Annotated in this window: 18 protein-coding genes; 7 read left to right on the forward strand and 11 right to left on the reverse strand. The window is 41.3% G+C overall.

Translation table 11 applies throughout. The annotated features are described in order from the left end of the window. The 10 genes from AAGC65_RS00005 to AAGC65_RS00050 form a co-directional block, all read right to left on the reverse strand. The coding region (locus tag AAGC65_RS00005; protein ID WP_343110339.1) for a hypothetical protein at positions 1-201 on the reverse strand (201 nt) is incomplete at its 3' end. A gap of 233 nt (positions 202-434) precedes the next feature. After that, positions 435-2,036, reverse strand: coding sequence for a DUF5060 domain-containing protein (locus AAGC65_RS00010; RefSeq protein ID WP_343110340.1), 1,602 nt, complete (start codon positions 2,034-2,036; stop codon positions 435-437). A 50-nt stretch (positions 2,037-2,086) separates the two neighbouring features. Further along, positions 2,087-3,577 carry a glycerol kinase GlpK gene (locus tag AAGC65_RS00015; protein ID WP_343110341.1) on the reverse strand — a complete coding sequence of 497 codons (1,491 nt, stop codon included), beginning with the start codon at positions 3,575-3,577 and terminating at the stop codon, positions 2,087-2,089. Further along, a complete protein-coding gene (locus tag AAGC65_RS00020; RefSeq protein WP_343110342.1) occupies positions 3,570-4,544 on the reverse strand; it encodes an ABC transporter permease subunit in 975 nt (324 codons plus the stop codon). Before AAGC65_RS00020 ends, AAGC65_RS00015 begins: the two co-directional genes overlap by 8 nt. A 13-nt stretch (positions 4,545-4,557) precedes the next feature. Continuing rightward, the gene (locus AAGC65_RS00025) at positions 4,558-6,063 is read right to left on the reverse strand and encodes a sugar ABC transporter ATP-binding protein (RefSeq protein WP_343110343.1); all 1,506 of its coding nucleotides are present in this window, start codon (positions 6,061-6,063) and stop codon (positions 4,558-4,560) included. Beyond that, positions 6,063-6,686, reverse strand: a complete 624-nt coding sequence (locus tag AAGC65_RS00030) for a DUF2291 domain-containing protein (RefSeq protein WP_343110344.1) — start codon at positions 6,684-6,686, stop codon at positions 6,063-6,065. Before AAGC65_RS00030 ends, AAGC65_RS00025 begins: the two co-directional genes overlap by 1 nt. 3 nt (positions 6,687-6,689) lie before the next feature. Then, positions 6,690-7,631, reverse strand: a complete 942-nt coding sequence (locus tag AAGC65_RS00035; RefSeq protein ID WP_343110345.1) for a D-ribose ABC transporter substrate-binding protein — start codon at positions 7,629-7,631, stop codon at positions 6,690-6,692. Between the two features lie 27 nt (positions 7,632-7,658). Continuing rightward, a complete protein-coding gene (locus tag AAGC65_RS00040) occupies positions 7,659-8,630 on the reverse strand; it encodes a transketolase C-terminal domain-containing protein (protein ID WP_343110346.1) in 972 nt (323 codons plus the stop codon). A gap of 7 nt (positions 8,631-8,637) precedes the next feature. Next, on the reverse strand, positions 8,638-9,471 hold the full coding sequence (locus tag AAGC65_RS00045) for a transketolase (protein ID WP_343110347.1): 834 nt from the start codon (positions 9,469-9,471) through the stop codon (positions 8,638-8,640). After that, positions 9,471-10,880 carry an L-fucose/L-arabinose isomerase family protein gene (locus AAGC65_RS00050; RefSeq protein WP_343110348.1) on the reverse strand — a complete coding sequence of 470 codons (1,410 nt, stop codon included), beginning with the start codon at positions 10,878-10,880 and terminating at the stop codon, positions 9,471-9,473. Before AAGC65_RS00050 ends, AAGC65_RS00045 begins: the two co-directional genes overlap by 1 nt. Positions 10,881-11,188: 308 nt before the next feature. On the opposite strand from AAGC65_RS00050, the gene AAGC65_RS00055 reads away from it, so the two are divergent. After that, positions 11,189-11,953: a DeoR/GlpR family DNA-binding transcription regulator gene (locus AAGC65_RS00055; RefSeq protein WP_343110349.1), complete on the forward strand. Its 765-nt coding sequence runs from the start codon at positions 11,189-11,191 to the stop codon at positions 11,951-11,953. Between the two features lie 76 nt (positions 11,954-12,029). On the opposite strand, the gene AAGC65_RS00060 is transcribed toward AAGC65_RS00055, so the two are convergent. Continuing rightward, positions 12,030-14,519: a M1 family metallopeptidase gene (locus AAGC65_RS00060; RefSeq protein WP_343110350.1), complete on the reverse strand. Its 2,490-nt coding sequence runs from the start codon at positions 14,517-14,519 to the stop codon at positions 12,030-12,032. Positions 14,520-14,724: 205 nt separating this feature from the next. Here AAGC65_RS00060 and AAGC65_RS00065 point away from each other — a divergent pair, with 205 nt between their 5' ends. From AAGC65_RS00065 to AAGC65_RS00090, 6 genes are all read left to right on the forward strand, one after another. Next, complete coding sequence (locus tag AAGC65_RS00065) at positions 14,725-15,795, forward strand: glycoside hydrolase family 43 protein (protein WP_343110351.1); 1,071 nt, start codon at positions 14,725-14,727, stop codon at positions 15,793-15,795. A gap of 52 nt (positions 15,796-15,847) precedes the next feature. Continuing rightward, the gene (locus AAGC65_RS00070; RefSeq protein ID WP_343110352.1) at positions 15,848-17,152 is read left to right on the forward strand and encodes a leucine-rich repeat-containing protein kinase family protein; all 1,305 of its coding nucleotides are present in this window, start codon (positions 15,848-15,850) and stop codon (positions 17,150-17,152) included. A gap of 191 nt (positions 17,153-17,343) precedes the next feature. Then, positions 17,344-18,591, forward strand: a complete 1,248-nt coding sequence (locus AAGC65_RS00075; RefSeq protein ID WP_343110353.1) for a ribulose-bisphosphate carboxylase large subunit family protein — start codon at positions 17,344-17,346, stop codon at positions 18,589-18,591. Then, positions 18,588-19,991 carry a four-carbon acid sugar kinase family protein gene (locus tag AAGC65_RS00080; RefSeq protein WP_343110354.1) on the forward strand — a complete coding sequence of 468 codons (1,404 nt, stop codon included), beginning with the start codon at positions 18,588-18,590 and terminating at the stop codon, positions 19,989-19,991. Before AAGC65_RS00075 ends, AAGC65_RS00080 begins: the two co-directional genes overlap by 4 nt. Next, on the forward strand, positions 19,988-20,653 hold the full coding sequence (locus AAGC65_RS00085; protein WP_343110355.1) for an aspartate/glutamate racemase family protein: 666 nt from the start codon (positions 19,988-19,990) through the stop codon (positions 20,651-20,653). The genes AAGC65_RS00080 and AAGC65_RS00085 overlap by 4 nt, the downstream gene beginning before the upstream one ends. Further along, positions 20,650-21,939: a bile acid:sodium symporter family protein gene (locus AAGC65_RS00090; protein WP_343110356.1), complete on the forward strand. Its 1,290-nt coding sequence runs from the start codon at positions 20,650-20,652 to the stop codon at positions 21,937-21,939. The genes AAGC65_RS00085 and AAGC65_RS00090 overlap by 4 nt, the downstream gene beginning before the upstream one ends. Positions 21,940-22,232: the final 293 nt, after the last annotated feature.

Raw genomic sequence — 22,232 nt, forward strand, 5'->3', positions numbered from 1 at the left:
TACCTTTCCTTTTACCCTGATATCTTTTATTTCAGTATCATTAGAGTTTGTGGTTGTGAAGCTTGAATTTCCGAGTGAGGCATAGGCAGATTCTCTCAAACAAAACAAGAATGTAAAGATGAAAACGTATTTGAATATTGGTAAATATGCTTTATAATGGGCAATAGGGTGCCCGTAACTATGAAGTGGTTTTATTTTCATAGATTTAAAAGTTTAATAGTTAAACAATCTGTTAATTATCAGGGTTAGTGATAACCCATTCACAAAAAATTGCAGATCTTTCGGCGGAGGATGTTGGCCCATCTTCCGCTTAATTTACTTCTTCATTTAGGTCTGTTGGTTAGTGAATTTCTATCTCATTTTTGCTGGATTTAGTGTTTGGTGCAATAATTGGGTTTATGTTTTATTGGTTGATGATCTTGTTTAGTTATATATCACTTTATTTGCCTGAGGCGTAAGGCCATGTATGGCTTATCCGGTAAACTAATCGTCTTCTCTTGTGTATCGTAAATCCGGTAATCTTTTGGTTCCGCGGTTTCAAAAACGTCGTTAATAGGAGTGACGGTCATATTCCAGGTGTCAATAACATCCACCTTAAACTTGGTTCCAGTAGTTGGGCCATTCTTTTTGGGCAGGCTAAATCTCCATTCTTTTTGTACCTGTTTGCCAAAATAAATCAAATAATACGTGCTGTCGGTTTGTGCGGTTTGGTTGTCTTTCCAGGGGTCGGCCAGTTTCAGCGGGCCGGGACCTTGCTCCATAATGTTTCGCAGAAAGCCTATACGGGGAGGACTTTCACCTTTAAATGTGCCACCCTTAGCCCAGAAAATAGTATCTCCTTTTGTTCGCATACTTTCACCATGAGTAACGTATGTGCCAGCGATAATACCTTGCCACACAGCTTCGGTCATTTGCTGGCCGGTTAAATTTCCCCATCTTAAAGGCAGGTTACCCTCGTAACATACTTCGTCGTAAATTATGGGCTTAAAGTATACATCGCGTAATAATACCGCACGGCCAAAATCCTCAACCGGCGAACCATTTTGAATACTGACGTGGGTGAAATAGGATTTCCAATTATCAAAATAAACACTTCCATTATGAATGGAGCACAAATGCCTGTACGGGTCATTGGCTACCACAGCGGCCGAATAGGTATCCCAAACATCGCGTGACTTGCTCTTGATATAATCAAACTCGTTAGCCATTGACCACCAGACGTTCCGAAAAGATGATAATCTGGCGGTTAAGTATTTGATATAAAACAGGTCATTTGCCTTGCCCATGCTGTCGAAACCCCAATGTCCTTTATCGTAGGGGTGAAAAATGATCACGTCGGCTTGTATGCCTAAAGCGTTCAAGTCGTCTATTCGTTTTTCAAGATGCCTGAAAAATGCCGGGTTGAATTTTTTAAAGTTCCATACAAACTTTATGCTGGCATTGGCTTCTTTTGTGGAGGATATTTTTTCATACGGATACAATTCGGGTTCGTTGGTTACATAGTTATAGTACTTAGGGAAAACGCACATCCTTATTTTATTAAAAGGAGCGTTTTTTAAGCTATTCAGGGTCATTTGTTCCAGTTGTTCGCTTTGATGCGTCCATGCATAAGCTGTTGTGCCAAATGGATAAAAGATCATACCGTCATTGTACTTAAAATTATAGGTATTCCAAACCTGCACCATACCGTGGTTATTACCTGTGGATGCAATACACTGTACTGAACCATGCTTGTTTTTTAATAAAGCGGAATTGCTGCTGGTGACGTAGGTCCACATCCCAATTTTTGTAGGCATAAACCTGATCTGGTATATGCCATCACCGTCATAAAAACCATTCACCGTTATTTTGTCGGTACCGTTAGAAAAAGTTGCTTTTAGCGCGATATCAGTGTATGGATTGCCGCTGGTTGGCCCTTTGAGTGTTATTTCATAGCGGCCCCAGCGTTCAACTTTTGGAGTATCTGCTGCGTAGCAGTTCATTAAGCATGCTAAACTCACCAGAAAATAGGTAGCGATACCAATATATGCTTGCATATATCTTCTATTCAACTGATTGTTTTCCATGCTTAATTTCATATATCTAATTAAGAACTTCTTTTTATATGTGATAGCCACTCGTTATAATATTGCTGCATGTTGTTTTGGGTATTGGTAGGCGTAAAGCTTGCAGCAGTATTTTTAAGTTGCTTTATTTCATCCAGGCTTTTAAATACTCCACTGCTTAGGCCTGCCAGATAGGCTGCTCCTAATGCTGATATATCAGGTGAGTCTTGTTTTACGAGTTCGCATTTCAGCACATCAGCAATCAATTGCAAAACAAGATGATTGTTTGTGATGCCGCCATTAACCATAAGCTTTTTCAACGCTATCTTGGTATCTGTTTCCATCGTAGCGATAACATCTTTAATTTGGAAGGGGATAGATTCCAAAGCGGCCCTTACCACATGATTTTTATTGCAATCAAAGGTTAGTCCGATAATTTCTGCTTTTCGGTTCATGTTCCAGTGAGGAGCGCCCAGGCCACTAAAAGCAGGTATAATATAAACGCCGTTATTATCAGGTACGCTGGCTGCCATTTGTTCCGTATGGCTGCTTTCGGTAAAAATGCCAAGCTCATTTTTTAACCATTCAATAGTTGCACCGCACGATACAATTACACCTTCCAAAGCATAATCAATCCGCTCCTCTGTGCTCCAGCAAATAGTAGTGACCATGCCATTGGCCGAGTGAGTAGGTTTGTTGCCAATATTCATCAATATAGAGCAGCCGGTACCTAATGTAGCTTTAGCAGTTCCCTGTTCAAAACATCCCTCTCCAAAAGCGGCCGCGTGCGAATCGCCGATCATAGCTGTAATATCTAAGGGAGTATTAAACAAACCATCGAAATCCGACTGCCCATAAAAAGCAGAAGACGGTTTTATTTGTGGTAAATTCAATCCTGACAACCCAAAAACGGTTAAAATGTCTGTGTCCCAGTTTAGCGTTTGAAGATTGAAAAACAAGGTACGTGAGGCGTTGGTATGGTCGGTACTGTAAACTTTTCCATTGGTCAATTTATAAAGTAACCAGGTATCTACCGTACCAAAATAGGCTTCATTGTTGTCAATAGCTTGCTTAATGGCAGTATTGTTTTGGTAAAGCCATACGAGTTTAGTTCCCGAAAAATAGGGGTCGATAATGAGCCCGGTGCGTTCTTTGATTAATCGTTCTAAACCCTGCTCTTTGAGCTGGTCGCAAACTGAAACAGAGCGTTTGCATTGCCAAACAACAGCATTGTGCAACGGTTTGCCGTTTTTATCCCAAATGATAAAAGTTTCGCGTTGGTTTGATATACCGCAGTAACGGATATCAGCTAAGTTTCCACCTGCCAACAAGAACGTATCTTTACATTTTTTAACAGCCTCAAGAACGTTTTGATAAATAGCTTCTGGCTCCTGTTCAACAAAGCCTCCAGCCAAATAGTGTGTTTTAAGCGGTTCAGTGACTTTGGTCACAACCTTGCCCTGACCATCAAAAATGATACATTTGGTACTGCTGGTACCCTGATCAATAGCGAGTATGTAATTGTTAGTCATTTTTTGAATTTGCTTTATCAATAATTACCGCTAAAAGAATAACGCCACCTTTTACAACCTGCTGCCAAAAAGGCGATACATTGAGTAATACAAGCCCATTGTTGAGTACCCCAATAATAATAGCACCGAGCACGGTACCCATGATAGTGCCGCGGCCACCGGATAGGGAAGTGCCACCAATAACAACCGCAGCTATAGAATCAAGTTCGTAACTGATACCAGCATTGGGCTGTGCCGAATCAAGCCGGGAGGTTACCATAATACCTCCCACTGCAGCCAGCATACCTGCTATGGAATAAACAATAAGTTTTACCTTGTTAATGTTGATGCCCGAAAGTTTTGAAGCATGCTCGTTACCTCCAATGGCGTAAATGTACCTCCCCAGAGCTGTTTTTTGAGTGATGATAACTGCAGATGCAATTACTGCTGCCGAGATCCATACGGGTACTGGAATGCCTAAAAACCAACCTGTACCAATGTGTGCGAAATTGTCTCCAAGATTAGAAATCGGGAAGCCTTTAGTCCATAATAGCGTCAGTCCCCTGGCAATGGTAAGCATAGCAAGTGTTGCTACAAAGGGAGGTACCTTGAAGCGTGTTATCGTCCATCCGTTGAATGCTCCTAACAGTGCGCCTACTATTAAACCGGCCAGCATAGCACCCAACAGCGTAAAGCCGATGAATAAATTATTAGATGGGAATTCGATACCAGATTTTAATAAGCCTGCGGTAATTGCACCGCAAAATGCCAATACTGAACCCACAGAAAGATCAATGCCTGAGGTTAATACCACCAGTGTCATACCTACCGATATACAGATGTTTACCGAGATCTGCCGCATTACATTCCAGGTATTATCAATGGTTAAAAACTTGTCAGACATGAAGGCTATGCCCATGCAAAGCAATACCAGCGCAATAAGCGATTGAAATTTAGCCAGCTGTGTACGTTGTTGTGTTAAAATCATTTAGTAGGATATTTTAATTAATGTCAGCTATTGCTGCTTTAAGTATATTGTCTTCGGTTGCTTCGTTAGCATTAAAGGTGGCGGTTATGGTGCCATCGGCCATAACCAGTATCCGGTCGGCTACAGCCATGATCTCGGGCAACTCCGATGATACCATAATGATACCCAGACCTGATGCCGCCAGTTCTGCTATTAGTTTATAGATCTCATTTTTAGCATTAATGTCTATGCCACGTGTGGGCTCGTCGAGCATGAGTACTTTAGGTTGTGTGGCCAGGCACTTGGCTATTACGATTTTTTGCTGATTGCCACCGCTAAGGTTTTTTACGGTCTGCTTTTCAGATGGTGTTTTAATTTTTAGCGCTTTGATATATTTATGAGCCAGATCCAGTTCGGTTTTATTGTTGATGAGCCAAGTGTCCTGCATTTTATTAATCGAACTCAAACTGATATTGGTTTTTACATCTAAGCCTAAAACCAATCCATCTTTTTTGCGGTCTTCAGGTACCAAAGCCATACCTGCTTTGATGGCCTCTGCCGCAGATTTGTATTTAACAGGTTGATTGTTTAATGTAATTGTCGCGTTGGAAAGATTTGGATGCATTCCTAATAGGGTTTCCATTAATTCAGTTCTGCCGGCACCCATTAAGCCAAATATCCCCAATATCTCGCCGCTGTAAAGTTCAAAGCAAATGTTTTTTAACAACTGTTTTTGCTCATTGCCCAGTTTGTTCAAGCATAACTCATCAACCTTAAGTAAAGTATTTTTCGTTATGGAAGCATTAGTGTTCCGGATGATTTCAATATCGCGGCCGACCATTTTATGGATTAGCATATCGTGTGTCATCGCTTGCATATCGCCGCTTTCAATGGTTTTTCCATCCCGTAAAACGGTATAATGATCGGCTATTTTAAACAGCTCATTTAATTTGTGTGAGATATAAACAATGGCTTTGCTCTGGTTTTTTAAATTGGCAATATTCTCAAATAATACATCAACCTCGCTTTCGCTGATAGCCGACGTGGGTTCATCCATAATGATCACTTCGGCATCATACAGCAGGGCTTTGGCAATTTCAACCACCTGTTGCTGACCCACCTTTAAATCGGTAATTAAAGTGTCGGGACTTACTGAAAGTTTCAGTTTTTCCAGCAACTCCTCAGTTCGCAAGCGCATGGCTTTTTTATCGAGCATGGCCCAGCTATTGATCAATTCTCTGCCTAAAAATAAATTTTCGGTTATGCTTAAATGCGGTACCAGGTTAAGCTCTTGGTGAATAATGGCTATGCCGGCTTTTTGCGCCTCGCGGGTATTTTTAAAGCGTACGGTATTTCCTTTAAATACTATATTACCCTCATAATCTTCATATACACCCGAAAGTATTTTCATGAGGGTCGATTTACCGGCACCGTTTTCGCCAATAATAGCAGTTACCTTTCCAGCGGTGAGGGTCAGGTTTACGTTTTCAAGCGCGGTTATGCCCGAAAATCTTTTACATATGTTTTCTGCTACTAACACTAATTGGTTATTTTTAATGATACCGGTATAATTTCAATATTATTCAGGTTGATGTGTTGCTGGTTAAGCTCAAAGGCACCAGCGAATATTACATTACTACCTTTTTTAACCTTGCTCTTGAAAGGAGGGGTTACATCCGTCCGTATGATTTTATTGATCTCTGCCGAAACATTATTGAGGTCCATCGTATTTGTAAAATCATTGATGCTGATGATACCCGGCGCGTCGCGCAAAGCGTTCCCAAAAATGTATTCAGTGGCTATTTTTATGGTTTGTTTATTTGGCGTAAGCAGGTAAATATTGTTGTCATCAATAGAGGTAACGGTACCCTGACCTTTGGTCATAAAAAAACGGATATTGCCGATATCAAGTGCATGAGAGTATAATTTGAAAGTGCTATCGGGTTTGTTTTTTAATTGATCTAACAGTTGATCGGTTTCCGGAGCTTTGCCGGCAGCGCTTAGTAATTGCTGATCAATGTAGTTGCGGGCATAAGCTGTAGCGTTAAACTGCTTTATTGCGGATGCTTTTACTTCGTTTAACTTTTTAAAGTAAACGGAGTTTATAGCCAGAAGGACCACTACCACTACGGGCAAAAGATATTTGAGTGCTTTTTTTGCCATGACTTAATCCTTTTTTCCGTAAGCTATATAGTCGTTGATATTATCAGTAGTGACCAGTTCAACAGCAACCGGTATTTTTTTAGGGAAATCTCGCTTGCCTTTAAAATATTCATCAGCATAGTTGGCAGCGGTTTGAGCCATTACTTTAGGGAACTGCATGCCTGTGGCCGAAATTTTATTTTCCTTGATGGCTTGTACCACATCTTCGGCACCATCAAAACCAAATACCTTTACACGATTGGCTTTGCCTGCTGCAACTAAAGCCTGGTAAGCACCCATTGCCATTGCATCGTTGCCGCAAAAAACAGCATCAACATTGGGATGCGCCTGCAATATGGATTCCATTACTTCCATAGCTTTATTTCTATCGAAATCAGCACTTTGCTGAGCTACCATTTTTAGACCGGGATAGTAATCAACCAAGCTGTGAAAACCTTTAGACCGGCTCCAGGTATTGTTATCGGCGACTAAGCCCAATAACTCTACATAGTTGCCCTTTTTATGCATAGTTTGTACAAAGAACTTACCAACGGAAACGCTACCCGAATAGCTGTCTGATAAGATCTGCGAGGTAGCGCCATCAACAGTATTTACTTCCCTGTCCATGCAAAACACCGGAACATTAGCCTTTTTAGCTTTAAGCACATTTACTACCGACCCATTAGCATCAGTAGGGTTAAACAATATAGCGCTGTAACCAGAAGCAATAGCGTTCTCGAAATGATCTGTCTCCAGTGCTGTATTATTTTGTGAGTCAAATATTTTAGACTCGTAACCCAGTGTTTTGGCTTGTGCAGCAGCCGTTTGTGCCAGATAAACAAACCAGGGGTTATTTAACGTAGACACTATAATGGCCATCTTTTTTTGCTTTGCTGTATCAGGTCGGTTTTTGCAACCGGCAAATGCCCAAACCAGTAAAAGCAATATTTTAAGGTATCTCATCATTCTTTAGGTTTGTGGCGATAGGTTATCTCATTGTTTTACTAATAATTCTGTTACGGCAAGCGCAATCCCATCTGCCGACAAGCCGTAGTGATCAAATATTTCTGTTTGTGAACCTGTGATGGTGTACTCGTCAGGTATCCCCATTATTTTAAATGGTTTGTTATAGCCACTTGCTAATAATAACGATGCGCAGGCTTCGCCCAAACCACCGTAAATGCTGTGTTCTTCTACCGTAATGATAGCTCCGGTTTTTTCCGCGAGTTGTAATACTAATTGGTTATCAAGCGGTTTAATAGTGTGCATGCTTACTATAGTGGCTTTGATATCGTGCTCTTTTTCCAGTTTTTCGACTGCCAGCAATGCCGGATAAACCGTTTCGCCGGTGGCTATGATGGTAAGGTCATTCCCATTTTTTATAACCCGTCCTTTGCCAAACTCAAACCCATTGTTTTTATCATCGGTTAGTGTGGGCATAGCTTTTTTGCCAAAGCGTAAATACAAAGGCTGGTTAAGCAATACCGCTTGTTTTACTGCTTCCCGGGTTTCAAAATTATCGGCAGGTGCGGCTATGATCAAGTTATTGATGGCGCGCAGCACCGCAAAATCATGAAGGCTATGGTGGGTTGAACCCAATGCCCCATAACTAACCCCGGCACTTATACCAATAAGCCTTACCTGGTTGTTAGAATAAGCTACATCATTTTTGATTTGTTCTAAAGCCCTCGCTGTTAAAAAACAGGCCGGTGATACTGCAAAAGCTTTTTTGCCCGCTGAGGCCAATCCGGCTGCTACACCAACCAGGTTCTGTTCGGCTATACCTATCTCTACAATTTGCTCCGGAAGATCGGTGCCAAATTTGACCAGCTTACCGGATCCCCTTGAGTCGCTGGTTACGGCTACAATGCTCTTATCAACGGTGGCCAGCTCTTGTAACGTAGCTGAGAATATATCCTGATTAGGCTTGCCGTTTATGTTAGTATTTTCAATAACTGCTCCCATGATCTGTTTAGTTAATGCTGGCCATTATTTCATTCAACTCTGTTATGGCTGTTTCGTATTGTTCCTGGTTGGGCACACCGTGGTGCCACTTTACGCTGTTTTCCATAAAGCTTACGCCTTTGCCTTTAATGGTATGTGCTATAATGAGGCTTGGTTTTCCTTTTTCAAAAGGTAAGGAGGCAAAGGCTTCGGTAAGGGCGTTAATATCATGCCCGTCAATTTCTTTTACTGCCCAACCAAAACTTTCAAATTTGGTATCAATGGGGTCGGTGTCACAAACTTCAGCATTGGTACCGGTGATCTGTAGTTTGTTGTTGTCAATAATGGCACACAAATTATCAAGCTTATAATGAGCCGCGGTAAGCGCGGCTTCCCAGTTTGAACCTTCAGGTAGTTCGCCATCGCCCAGGAGTGTAAAAACCCGATAGTCTTTGTTATCCATTTTAGCTGCAATAGCAGTACCTACACTAATGGGCAAGCCATGACCTAATGCGCCTGTATTCTGTTCAATACCATTTACTTTACGGGTAGGGTGGCCAATGTAATGTGATTTATACCGGCATAGCGTGTTCAGGTCATCTTCAGGAAAAAAGCCTTTGTCGGCTAATACAACATACAACGCTTCCACACAATGGCCTTTACTTTGAATATACCTGTCCCTGTCGGGCGATGTAAAGTTTTCAGGAGATACGTTTAGCGTGTTATTATACAAGACATTCAAAATATCAATACAAGAAAGACTTCCACCAGTATGCCCGGCTTTGGCCCCGACAATATATTGGAGTATTTTTTTGCGGTAGGTTACAGACTTCGCAGTCAATTCATTTACAGTCATCATCATTACGCGTGCTGATAAATTTCCCAACCCATATAATTTCCAAGAGCCTCTTTCAATACTCCCGCTGTTTTTGAAGCGTTCATAACCACATGGTGTTCAAAACCATTGCGGCAAACATATTGCATTAATCCCTGTAGGTCGGGGATTTGGGCAACGGCGCGGTTTCCGAAGGTGTTCAACGCATCATCGGTTAAATTACCCTCGCCAAAGTATGCCTTAATGACTCCTTTAGGATCATCGGTACTGATACGGCCATATGTTAAAGGCGATGCAGGGGTGCGGCCAGATAACGCGCCATAAGTGTTTTCAACACCTACCGTGGTACCTAAAATAGGAGCGTTGCTTATTTCAATATCCGGTAAAAATGATTTGGCCCAATTACCGCAGTGAAACAGTACGCATTTGTTTTCATCATCAGCATAATTGTTATTCCAATCAACCAGAGCGCTTGGTGAACCGGATGCCAGTTGCATGGCATACATGGTGAGTGTGCCGGTAACATCAACCTCGCATGCGCTTGGCAGCATATTTTCGCTCATTATGCTCATGCTGGTACACACATTACAGCCATAGTTTTGCTGCAAGGATGTCCAGCATTGTATGGCGGTGGCATCAAGCGAGTTGTCCTCCATAAAATGATTAAGTACCACATCAAGCTTAGCTATTTGTATAAGCGCCTCGTCGGGTGTTTTACCGGCAGGGGCATAAGCTAATACCTTATCCAGGTGAGCCTTTACCTCCGAGTGATCTTTGGTTAATTTATTGGCATTTCCTAATATTTCTGACAAATCAACTGTGGTGACCGATATACCATTCCGCTGCAGGATCTTCTCGCTATAACGTACTGTATTAAAACCACCCGGACGGGCGCCGACTGCACCTATGCGAACTTTGCGAAGACCTTTGACAACCCGGCAAACTGCCACGAAGTTCATCAAGTCTTCGCTAAACTGAGGGTTTGACGGATGTACTACATGGTTATTGGTAAGTGTATATTTTATACCGTACTGATAAAAATTGTTACAAACAGATATTTTGCCGCACCATGAATCACGGCGACGGGCAACATCAAGCTTGTTTAATTCATCGGGATAGGCTTGTACCAGTACAGGTACAGTTAAACCTGAAAGTTTAATGGTTTCGGCTACGCCGCGTTCATCACCAAAGTTGGGCAGGAAAACGACGATTCCGCTTATATTATCCTGATGTTTTTTAAAAAGATCTGCACAACGTTGAGCATCTCTGAATGTTTCAACCCCTCCAAGTTTTGATTCCTGCTCATTCAGCATGATGGGATTAATATTAAGCTTATTAAACAGGGCGATGATGTCGGTACGCGCTTCTGAAACCAGGCGATCAGGAAAAAAATCACGATTACCAATAATTACACCAAGGGTTACTTTGTTAGTCATTTTTATTTGTTATTAGCATTTAGGTTTCACACAGACATCGTCCCTATGAAAATGTTTTCGTTTGGTAATGCCAAAATAGAAGATAAAGAAAATAAAAACAAAAAAATGGAAAGTAAAATCCTGTACTTTATTATCATATTAATGTACAATGTTTTCGATTTTTAAGCTTTAATCTCCTTTTTAATAACGTTTTGTAGATTTTAACTAGCCTTTTGATATTGAAGATTGGATGTTTATGATTTGCTTCGTTTTATTTGTTTTGTTTTTCATTGAAGCAGTTATATATTTGATAGTTTAAAAAATAAACAATGCTTGCAAACCAACGGAGGGATAAAATTCTGGATCTTTTAAAAGAAGATGGTTCGGCTAAGGTGACCGATCTGGCAAAAATTTTTAAGGTTACGGAAGTTACAGTTAGGCAGGATCTGGAAAAACTGGAAAAAGATGGTCTGTTGATCAGGGAGCATGGCGGGGCTTTTTTAAAAAATGTAAAAGATCAGGTAAGTTCTTTTTCTGTGGCTAACCATGATAATTTGGATAAAAAAGAGCTTATAGCCTCCAAGTGCCTGGAGTTTATTGAAAATGGCGATACCATCATTCTTGATTCAGGCTCTACCACTACAGAAATAGCTAAAAAATTAAAAGGCAACAGGCATGTAACAGTTATTACCAACGCGTTAAACATCGCGCTAATGTTAGGTGCCGAACCTGATATCGAAGTAATCATGACCGGAGGAGAATTTAAACCGCCCACCTTATCGTTAACTGGTCAGAAAGCTGCCGATTTTTTTAAGGGGATTAATGTGCAAAAATTGTTCCTGGCAACAGCCGGGCTTTCATTAAAGGCAGGTTTAACCTACCCAAGTATTAGTGATCTGGTTGTAAAAAAAGCAATGATAGATGCAGCAGAAACTACTTATCTGGTAGCAGATTCTACCAAGTTTGGTAAAAGCGCCTTTGCAAGCTTAGGGGCGCTATCGCTTATTAATTATGTAATAACAGATAATGGTGTTGAGGAAAATCATAAAGAGGTATTCAGAACTCATGAAATAGAGTTGATCATAGCCGATTGAAACTGAATTGATGTAAACAAAAAAGACCACCTTACATTTTTATAAGGCGGTCTTTTTGTTATGAAACCAATATTACTTACGCCTTGGCGTCGTTTATTTGTTTAATGGCATCTTCTGCTAATTTCGCAGATTCATTGTCATTCATGCTTTTACGCTGTTTGCTGATTTCCTCAAGAGAAATGATCAGGTGAGCGGCAATACCATATTTTTTGTAGCTGATGGCCAAGTCGCGGATGCTGTTAATTCCTTCTGCAACGTAAGTGCGGTTGGTCATTCTTCCAATGATTTTTGGCATTGATTTGATGGCGTTATCGAATTTTGCCTGTACAGAAGCTTTTTTAAACGCGGCTGTAACATAAGGCCATTCGCTATCACTACCGTTTGCTGCGTAAACACTAACAATAGCTAAAGAAATAGGTCCTTCTGCCTGCGGTTGCAACTCTTTAGCTGTTTTAAATGCCTGTTCAGGTGCAATGGTATTAAGCGCTGTTAATGCCGCTGCGCGAACACCAAACGATGGGCTTTGCAAAGATGATACATAAATATCTTTATATGCAGGAGCGTTTGTTTTAGCCAGCAAATTTAATGCGGCTGTACGTACAGGATAGTTCGGATCATTTTTGGCCAGATCTGATATTGTAGGTAATAAGGTAGCCATAAACGCTTGGTCATCTGTTTTAATAGCCTTGATTGCTTTAATACGCAAGCCATAGTACTTATCCTTCAAGGCGGCGGTCAATATCTGCTTACCCTCTGCTGTAGATTGCTGATCTGTGGCTGCTAATAAAGCTTCAAAGCGATCCATGTAAAGAGGAGCATGCTGATACTGGAATAACAGTTCGGTCATGGTTTTATGATCGGTTTTTTTTGTTAACAGTATTTTATCGGCATCCACATTTACCAGATCAGGTTGGGTGGCTACTTTAAAACTCAGTGTGTCTTTGGCGTGGCTTAACCAAACCTGATGACGTTCTGTTTTTGAACCTGCATATACATCAACAGCAATTGGCAATAGAAAAATCTGACCCTGTTGGTTTTGGCTGATAAAAACCTTTTCTGTTTTAGTAGCTTCATCCCAACGATATGTAATATCCAGAATAGGATGGCCGGCTCCGTAATACCATTGGTTAAAGAACCAGTTCAGGTCTTTGCCGGATACTTCTTCCTGGGCTAAACGCAGGTCTTGTACTTCCGCGCTTTTAAACGACCGGTTTTTAAGGTAAACACCCAAACCTTTAAAAAATGCCTCATCGCCCAGGTAATTGCGCAGCATGTTCAATACCAAGCCACCTTTATCATAAATATTTGAACCATTAATTCCTTCACTGTCTGAGTAATAGAACGGAACCAGATTTTGATTTGCGGCAGTTTTGTTATTAAGATAAGCTTGTAGCTCGTCATAACGTTTTGCCTGGCCATCGTCTTTACCGTATTTCTTCTCGTTCCAGTATTTTTCACCAAATACAGCGAAGGACTCATTCAGGGTTTCGTTACTCCAGCTTTCGCAGGTAGCTAAATCGCCAAACCACTGATGGAAAAGTTCGTGTGCTATGGTTGTTCCACCGGTCCCGTTAGGATCATCTATCAATTCCCACGGACTTTTCTGAACGTAATCACCCAGCAGCGTAGCCGATGAATTTTCCATTGCGCCCAAAGGGTAATCCCTTACAACAACCTGCGAATATTTTTCCCACGGAAAATCGACACCTAATGCCTTGGAGAAAAACTCCATCATCTCGGGTGTTTGGCCAAAAACAGCCTTCGCATAAGGGAAATACTTAGGCTCCAGGTAGTAGTTAACTTCTTTATCGCGCCATTTATCTTTGTATACTTTAAAATCGCCAATAGCCATCATGAACAGGTAGGGAGAGTGTGGCAATTTTTGTTTCCAGGTATCGGTACGAGTACCATCAGCATTGGTTTTCTGGCTTATCAATAATCCGTTTGATAGGGTAGTGTATTTGGCAGGAACCGTCATGCTCAACTGCTGGGTTGTTTTTTGCCCCGGGTTATCAATTGTTGGGAACCAGCATGATGAACTTTCGGCTTCACCCTGTGTCCATATTTGGGTAGGTTTATCTGCTTCTGTGCCTTTAGGATTTACAAAGTATAAGCCTTTTCCATCTAATTTGAAACCGGGTTTATCATGCAAGAGGTTTGGTTTTGAAGTATAATCGATGAAAACAACATATTGCTCACCTCCTGCATATTTTTTATCTAACTTAATATTCAAAGAAAGACTATCCTCGTAGGTGTATTGAAGTGGTTGTAGCTTACCACCTTTCATAATAGCTATCTGATGAATATCCATTCCTTTAGCATCAAGCCTGAGTGAATCTGTTGTATAAAAATGGGGCTTTAGGGTCACCCATTCTTTACCGTATAAATAAGACTTTTGATAGTCAAATCTCACATCAAGTTTGGTGTCAACAAGGTCATTTATTTTTACAGGTGTTTCGCGATAACCCTTACCATCTTTTGGGTTGGTAGGTAACTGAGCATGGGCAACTGTAAAAATAGCGGGAGAAATTAAAGTGAAAAGAAAACGTAAGTAGTGTTGTTTCATTATGGAGTTGGTAATTTTTATTGGCGAATATGTAAATGTTTATCGGTTTTTGCAGAAAAATCGATTTACTTTCGTAAAAAATAGTGAAATCGCTTGCCTCAGGACGGCTTACGTATCAGTGTTATTACAGTATAACCATGAGTAAAGAAATATTTTTATTTTTCAAAGCTGATTTAAGCTATCCAAATGCTTATATAAACCAAACATGAAAACAACTGTGACTGCATTAATAGCGTCTGTGAAAAAGACCGTATTATTTATATCTATCTTATTAACCACCACAATACAGATGGCCAGTGCGCAAGATAAAGGCATGTGGATGCTTACTTATTTTCGTCAGCGTTACCCTACACGGATAGAGATAGATGCTAAAGGGAAAACGGTTGAAGTGCCATTGCCCAATCCAATGCTTGCAGCACAATTACATATCGCTTTATCATCAGACGGGCGCCATTGGACACCTTTAAATGATAATAAGCCGATATGGGATCAACACATGCGCGATCAGTTTATCCATAAAGGCCCTGATGGGCTTTGGCGCCTGGTAGCTACTGGAGGAGGTAGCGGAGCACCAGATCGCAAAACATTTGGCCCGAGTTGTATTTATGCAACATCAAAAGATCTTATACATTGGCAGTTTGAAAAATATCTGCCCCTGATGAAAGACGTTCATGATGAGTCTGGTGCATTAGTAAATAATATATGGGCTCCAGAATATTTTTATGATGAAGCTACTAAGGAGTATACATTACTCTGGTCATCTACCTTTAAAAGCGAAGGATGGCAGGAGAGCAGGTTGTGGTATTGTAAAACAAGCGACTGGAAAACATTTACCCCGGCGAAGGTGCTTTTTGCACCCGGTTATTCAGTAATAGATGGCACATTGATAAAACATAACGGCACTTATTATTTGTTTCATAAAGAGGAAGAGTTTGGCGTAAAAAACGGCGAACGACGCGGCATCCGGGTAGCTACCTCAAAAAATCTGGAAGGCCCTTATACTGTTTATCAGGGGCCATTAAACAACGGACAAATAGCACCAACAATTACTGAAGGCCCAAGTGTAATGGCCGATCCGGTTAATTCTAATGGATGGTTATTATATTATGATTACCCGATGGCCGATAAATATGGTATTTCATCATCATCAGATCTGTTGCATTGGACTATTGAAAATGATATATCATTGCCTCCCGACGCCAGGCACGGCAGTCTATCCCGGTTAACAGCCACAGAGGCTAAAGCTTTACAAGATGCCTTTCCGAGCAAGCCATAACTAATAAATGGCTAAAACACTTAGTTTTGCGGCGCAGAGATATTAGGTATAAATGATGCAGACAATTGAACAATTACGGAACGGAGAACTTAAAGGCACAGTTTCGTTAAAACTTGCCGAAGGGCTTTCGCATTTTCCGGAAGAAATATTCACGCTGGCAGATACCCTGGAAGTGCTCGACCTCTCATCCAATAATTTAAGTGAATTACCGGCTGATTTTGGGAAGCTGCAAAAGCTGAAGATACTATTTTGTTCAGAGAATTTGTTTACTGTTTTGCCTGAAGTAATAGCCGATTGCCCACTATTGGATATAGTTGGTTTTAAAGCCAACAAAATAGAAAAAGTGCCCGCCCACTCAATTAACACTAATATTCGCTGGCTTATACTTACCAATAATCAAATAACCGATTTGCCCGCTCAAATAGGTAGTTGCGAGCGCATGCAAAAACTAATGCTTGCCGGTAACCAATTAAAGGAGCTGCCTTTTGAACTAAGCAATTGCAACAATTTATCACTTTTGCGTATTGCTGCTAACCAATTAAGTACTTTACCGCAATGGCTGCTAAACATGCCCAGGCTTTCCTGGCTTGCATTTTCGGGTAATTTATTTAATGTTAGTCCTGTAGCAATGGCGATACCTTTTATTGATCACCAGGAATTAGAAATGGGCCATAGGTTGGGCGAGGGTGCTTCGGGTATTATATCTAAAGCCAGGTGGCGGGTTAATCAACAAGAACAGGAAGTAGCCGTTAAGCTTTTCAAAGGGAATGTTACCAGCGACGGGAATCCCGAGGATGAAATGCTTGCTTATATGGCTGCAGGCCAGCATTATGGCTTGGTAAAACTGCTTGGTCAGATCGGGACTCATCCCGAAAATAAAGTGGGGCTGGTGATGGAACTAATATCACATCGTTTTTTTAATCTGGGTAACCCACCAAGTTTCGAGAGCTGTACGCGCGATGTTTTTTCTGAAAATACGAGCCTTTCTATAGATCAGGTTATCAGGATAGCTTTGACCATAGCATCTGTAGCTGCACAATTGCATAGCAACCGCATGATGCACGGCGATCTGTATGCGCACAATATCCTGATAGATGAAGAAGGTAATACGCTATTTGGTGATTTTGGTGCCGCCAGTTTTTATAACCATGCGGATGCCGAAACGGCTTATGCACTGGAACGGATAGAAGTAAGTGCTTATGGTTACCTGCTTGATGATCTGCTTGGTTTATGTGCGGCCTCAGACACAAATCCGGCGTTATTGAAATTAGCGACTTTGAAAGAAATTTGTATAACTCCTGAAGTGTCAAACCGCCCCGGCTTCCAATATCTTACCAACGAGTTAATGAACTTGTGATCGGCTATTCTTTGTTTCGCTTTTAAATCCATATAAAACTTGGTTAGGCCTATTGCTAATATCTTATAATAGCTGGCCTATATCGTACAAATACATCTCACCGGAGCCTTATATATTTGTTCTGCACCAATCCAATATAAACCATATCTTATAGCCTTAGCTTAAATGATCGGTAGCACACAGATGATATTATGGAGAGAATTACCGGTAGATATTTTATTGAAACACCGTTTGATGTAGAAAAAGCGGCACAGGTTTTAGCCGGTGAACAATCCAGCGGTACTTTTATAGCTGTTCCTGGCGAAACTGAAGAATTAAAAGCCCGGTTTGCGGCACGGGTTGAATCAATTACCCATCTCGAAACGGTAAATAGCCCTGCAATACCAGGTGCATCATCTAAACATAATCTATATCACAGGGCAAATATTGAAGTTTCCTGGTCTATTGAGAATTTTGGTTATAACCTGCCTACGCTTATTTCAACCCTGCAAGGTAATTTATATGAACTTAGCCAGTTTACCGGTTTAAAACTAATGGATATTGAACTGCCTGAGGCTTATAGTAACTATTTCAAAGGGCCGAGGTTTGGTATAGCAGGTTGCAGGCAATTGACACAAGTATACGGGCGGCCGCTGATCGGTACCATTATTAAACCCAGCATTGGGATGACACCCATGCAAACAGCGCAGCTTGTTCAGGTACTTGCCGAAGCAGGCATTGATTTTATAAAGGACGATGAATTACTTTCGGAGTCAGCCAACTCATCGTTTAAAGATCGTGTTGATGCGGTGATGAAGGTTATTAATAACCATGCTGAGAAAACAGGCAAAAAGGTAATGTATGCTTTTAATATCAGCGATGAAGTTGACTCCATGCTGCGGCGATACGAATATATCATTAATGCCGGCGGTACCTGCGCTATGATCAGCTTAAACAGTGTAGGTTTGGCAGGTGTAAAAAAAATAGCAGACCAAGGACAATTGGCTATACATGGCCATCGTAACGGATGGGGTATGCTGAACCGTCATCCTCTGCTTGGCATTGAGTTCCCGGCTTACCAAAAACTTTGGCGACTGGCTGGTGTAGACCAAATTCATGTAAATGGCATTCAGAATAAATTCTGGGAATCGGACGATTCTGTGGTGCGGTCTATAGAAGCATGTCTGAAACCATTAGCCAATGGCACCACAATATTACCGGTAGTGTCATCTGGGCAGTGGGGCGGACAGGCTTTTGAAACCTATCGTCGCACGCATACTACCGATTTATTATATATGGCCGGTGGCGGTATCATGGCTCATCCGGATGGGCCAGATGGTGGGGTTAGGGCTTTGAAACAAGCCTGGGAGGGAGCAGTTGATGGTCTCATGCAAGATGAAGTTGTACTACGTTATCCGGAGTTTGCCAATTCTGTGAAAAAATTTGGTTCCCAAGCATGACGCATAAACATCAGCTTTTACTGGCCTACTATGGTGATGATTTTACCGGATCAACCGATGCACTTGAGTTTTTGAATCGTTACGGTATTAAAACCATATTGTTTTTAGAACCGCCTACGGCAGAACAGTTAGATAGTTATGACAACCTTCAGGCTATAGGAGTAGCAGGCTTTACCCGTTCAATGCCTCCTGATGATATGGAAGCTATATTATTACCGGCTTTTACGATTCTAAAATCATTAGAAGCTCAACATGTACATTATAAGGTATGCTCAACTTTTGATTCATCGCCGGCTATTGGAAGCATAGGACGTGCTATTGATACCGGTGTAAAGGTATTTAATGCACTTTTTGTCCCGCTATTAGTAGCTGCTCCTGCACTTGGCCGGTATTGCCTTTTTGGTAATTTATTCGCGAAATTGGGAATTGGCAGCCAGGGACAAGTATATCGGCTTGATCGTCATCCATCCATGAGTCGCCATCCGGTTACTCCTGCCGATGAAAGTGATCTGCGAATCCATTTATCAAATCAAACCAACAAAAAAGCCGGACTACTTGATGTTTTAAAACTAAACCATTCTTTTGAACAAGCCTCTTCGGAACTGCAATACCTGATTGAGGAAGGCAATGAGGTGATTCTGATTGATGGTATGAATGAAGCCCATTTAACTTTGGCAGGCCAGCTAATGGATAGTTATGCCAGCGAGGCGCAACCTTTGTTTTCGGTAGGATCATCGGGTGTAGAGATGGCTCTGGGTAATTATTGGAAAAGCCAGCAAAAGATCCCAACTATAACTAAATGGCCAAAGGTAGAAGCCGTGGATGCTATCCTGGTAATTTCCGGGAGTTGTTCGCCTGTAACTTCCAGGCAAATAAAAACCGCTTTTGATCATGGCTTTTTAAATATCGCCATTGATACTGCCGCACTGGCATCATGTAATAATATTGATGATCTGATAGTCCCTTATATCAATGAGGCTACAGCTTATATAAAAAGCGGACAAAGTGTAATTATCCATACCAGTCTCGGTTCGGATGACGCGAGAATTAGTGAAACGCAGCATGTACTTGCTCAAAAGGGATTAAATCAACAAGGGATCCTTACCCATACAGCCCAGCTTTATGGTAACACGCTGGGTCGGATAGCCAATGGTATTCTTGAAAAGGCGCCAGTAACCCGAATGGTAATTGCCGGTGGCGATACTTCAAGTTTTGCCGCACGGGCTTTGGAAATTGAAGCTGTTGAAATGGTTGCTCCTTTGTGGTCCGGAGCTCCATTATGCAAAGCTCATGCGCCTGGAAAAGCTGTGCATAATCTGGAAGTAAATATTAAAGGCGGGCAAGTGGGCGACGATAATTATTTTTTAACCGTATTGAAAGGAAAACATTATCAATCATGAAACAAAAAACGTTAGGTCTTATACACACATCAGCAACATTGATTCCCGTGTTTCAGCAATTATGCGCGGAGTATCTGCCCGGTGTAAATACTTTTAATATAGTAGATGATAGCTTAGTGAAAAATATCATTTCGCGTGGTGAGCTTACTCCATCTATTAGTAAACGTGTGGCTGATTATGTATCATCTGCTGAAGATTCCGGAGCTGATTACATCCTGGTTACCTGTTCGTCAATAGGTGCGGCAGTTGAGGCAGCTGCTCAAATCAGTAATGTACCTGTTTTACGTGTTGACCAGCCTATGGCCGATGAAGCAGTGAAGATAGGGAAACGTATAGGCGTTATCGCTACTTTACAAACTACACTTGGCCCAACCGCAGATTTGGTAAAACGAAGAGCAGCACTGGCCGGAAAAGAAATAGAATTGGTGTCAAAGCTGTGCGAGGGTGCATTTGACGCGCTCATGAACGGTAATGCCGCCGAACATGATGCCATTGTAACCAAAGCATTGCGTGAACTGACTACAGAGGTTGATGTTATATTACTGGCCCAGGCATCAATGGCACGGGTGGTTAATAGTTTGGATGAAGCTGATAGAAAAGTACCCATAGTGGCAAGTCCGCCTAATGCTATTAAATACCTGGCCTCGCTGATAACTAAATGAAAGCTATCAGAAAAATATGCCTGCTGTTAAGTCTGTTAATGGCTCTGCTTTTTATTTATGGGATGCTAACTGCGGGAATAACTATTTGGCAAGCCTCGGCTATAGGCTTTTGCATATTCGGTTCGATAGGGATAGGAGGGATACAGGCTTTAAAAAACTATCAATATACTGCATGGGTTATCACCGCGGTTGTATCGGCGATTATATATCCGGCAGCGTTTTTAAAATGGGGTAGTTTTGATCTGCGTAATAAATGGCTTATACTGGGGGTTGTGCAAATGGTGATGTTTGGTATGGGCATACAAATGAGCCTGAAAGATTTTAGTGGTTTGGGCAGTACGGGAAAAGGTGTACTTATTGGATTAACATGTCATTTCACTATTATGCCGCTGACTGGTTTTCTACTTACCCGGTTATTTCACTTTGATCCTGAAATTGCAGCCGGTATAATACTTATCGGTTCTTGCTCAAGCGGATTGGCGTCAAATGTTATGGTTTATTTGGCCAGGGCCAATCTGGTACTTTCGGTTACAGTGACCGCTATGGCTACTATGGCAGCACCTTTTTTAACCCCACTGTTAATGAAGCTATTGGCTGGTACCCTTATCCAGATCAAGTTTATATCCATGATGATGGAGATCATTAAGATAGTTCTGGTGCCTATTGGCGCGGCGTTATTGCACGATTATCTGAAGCGAGCATTGCCAAAACAACAGCGCATTATATATGCCATAGCTATAGTTTGTGTACTTTATCTGTTCATGTTACCATCGGGTTTGTACCATATGATGGAAAGTTATTTTTCTGAAGCCGGGATGCAATCTGCTGAAGTATTTGGGTTTTTGATAGGTGCCTTTGTAGTTGGTACAGGCTATCACCAGTTATATCGCATAAATCCTAAGATAGATAGCTATGTGCCTTATCTATCCATGTTCGGCATTGTTTATTTTACTGCGGTTACTACATCTGCCGGGCGAGAAAATTTATTACATGTAGGTTTGCTGCTTTTTTTAGCTTCCGTATTTCATAACGGCGCGGGTTATTTTTTTGGATATTGGTTAAGCAGGATATTCGGACTGGATAAAAGCTCATCCCGTACGGTGGCTTTTGAGGTTGGCTTGCAAAATGGGGGAATGGCATCTGGACTGGCCGGTACTATGGGTAAGCTGGCCACAGTTGGACTGGCTGCTGCGGTTTTTAGCCCCTGGATGAACATCTCCGGATCCGTTTTAGCAAATTATTGGCGTAAACACCCGGCTGATGATTCTTCATCTGAAAGTCAATAAGTATTAGTTAAAAAAAATCGTTCGTTAGTATACTTTTCATTATATAGCTGATTGTGATGAGGTTAATTTAAATATTTGATCCTGCTCGGGATCGTCTGCCTTGCTTGTAACAATAAAATTATCTTGTTTATATATTAAGTTAATCTCGGTGTTCAATATTTATGATATTGACTGTGCGGGTTAGTGCCATATGATAACAAATTACCAACTATCCGGGTTAAAATTTGTTGCTGTATCATGCAACTGAAAATGATTAATTTATAACTTTATTATATCAAAGCGCAATCAGTTAT

It is taken from the genome of Mucilaginibacter sp. (assembly GCF_039207105.1).
Taxonomy (GTDB): Bacteria; Bacteroidota; Bacteroidia; order Sphingobacteriales; family Sphingobacteriaceae; genus Mucilaginibacter.

Bases quoted from the DNA above. Each gene is read 5' to 3' on its own strand.
- AAGC65_RS00090 (WP_343110356.1), top strand. From the start codon at position 20,650: ATGAAAGCTATCAGAAAAATATGCCTGCTGTTAAGTCTGTTAATGGCT.
- AAGC65_RS00020 (WP_343110342.1), bottom strand. From the start codon at position 4,544: ATGATTTTAACACAACAACGTACACAGCTGGCTAAATTTCAATCGCTT.
- AAGC65_RS00035 (WP_343110345.1), bottom strand. From the start codon at position 7,631: ATGATGAGATACCTTAAAATATTGCTTTTACTGGTTTGGGCATTTGCC.
- AAGC65_RS00060 (WP_343110350.1), bottom strand. From the start codon at position 14,519: ATGAAACAACACTACTTACGTTTTCTTTTCACTTTAATTTCTCCCGCT.
- AAGC65_RS00045 (WP_343110347.1), bottom strand. From the start codon at position 9,471: ATGATGATGACTGTAAATGAATTGACTGCGAAGTCTGTAACCTACCGC.
- AAGC65_RS00040 (WP_343110346.1), bottom strand. From the start codon at position 8,630: ATGGGAGCAGTTATTGAAAATACTAACATAAACGGCAAGCCTAATCAG.
- AAGC65_RS00010 (WP_343110340.1), bottom strand. From the start codon at position 2,036: ATGCAAGCATATATTGGTATCGCTACCTATTTTCTGGTGAGTTTAGCA.
- AAGC65_RS00015 (WP_343110341.1), bottom strand. From the start codon at position 3,577: ATGACTAACAATTACATACTCGCTATTGATCAGGGTACCAGCAGTACC.
- AAGC65_RS00070 (WP_343110352.1), top strand. From the start codon at position 15,848: ATGATGCAGACAATTGAACAATTACGGAACGGAGAACTTAAAGGCACA.
- AAGC65_RS00080 (WP_343110354.1), top strand. From the start codon at position 18,588: ATGACGCATAAACATCAGCTTTTACTGGCCTACTATGGTGATGATTTT.
- AAGC65_RS00030 (WP_343110344.1), bottom strand. From the start codon at position 6,686: ATGGCAAAAAAAGCACTCAAATATCTTTTGCCCGTAGTGGTAGTGGTC.
- AAGC65_RS00055 (WP_343110349.1), top strand. From the start codon at position 11,189: ATGCTTGCAAACCAACGGAGGGATAAAATTCTGGATCTTTTAAAAGAA.
- AAGC65_RS00075 (WP_343110353.1), top strand. From the start codon at position 17,344: ATGGAGAGAATTACCGGTAGATATTTTATTGAAACACCGTTTGATGTA.
- AAGC65_RS00050 (WP_343110348.1), bottom strand. From the start codon at position 10,880: ATGACTAACAAAGTAACCCTTGGTGTAATTATTGGTAATCGTGATTTT.
- AAGC65_RS00065 (WP_343110351.1), top strand. From the start codon at position 14,725: ATGAAAACAACTGTGACTGCATTAATAGCGTCTGTGAAAAAGACCGTA.
- AAGC65_RS00085 (WP_343110355.1), top strand. From the start codon at position 19,988: ATGAAACAAAAAACGTTAGGTCTTATACACACATCAGCAACATTGATT.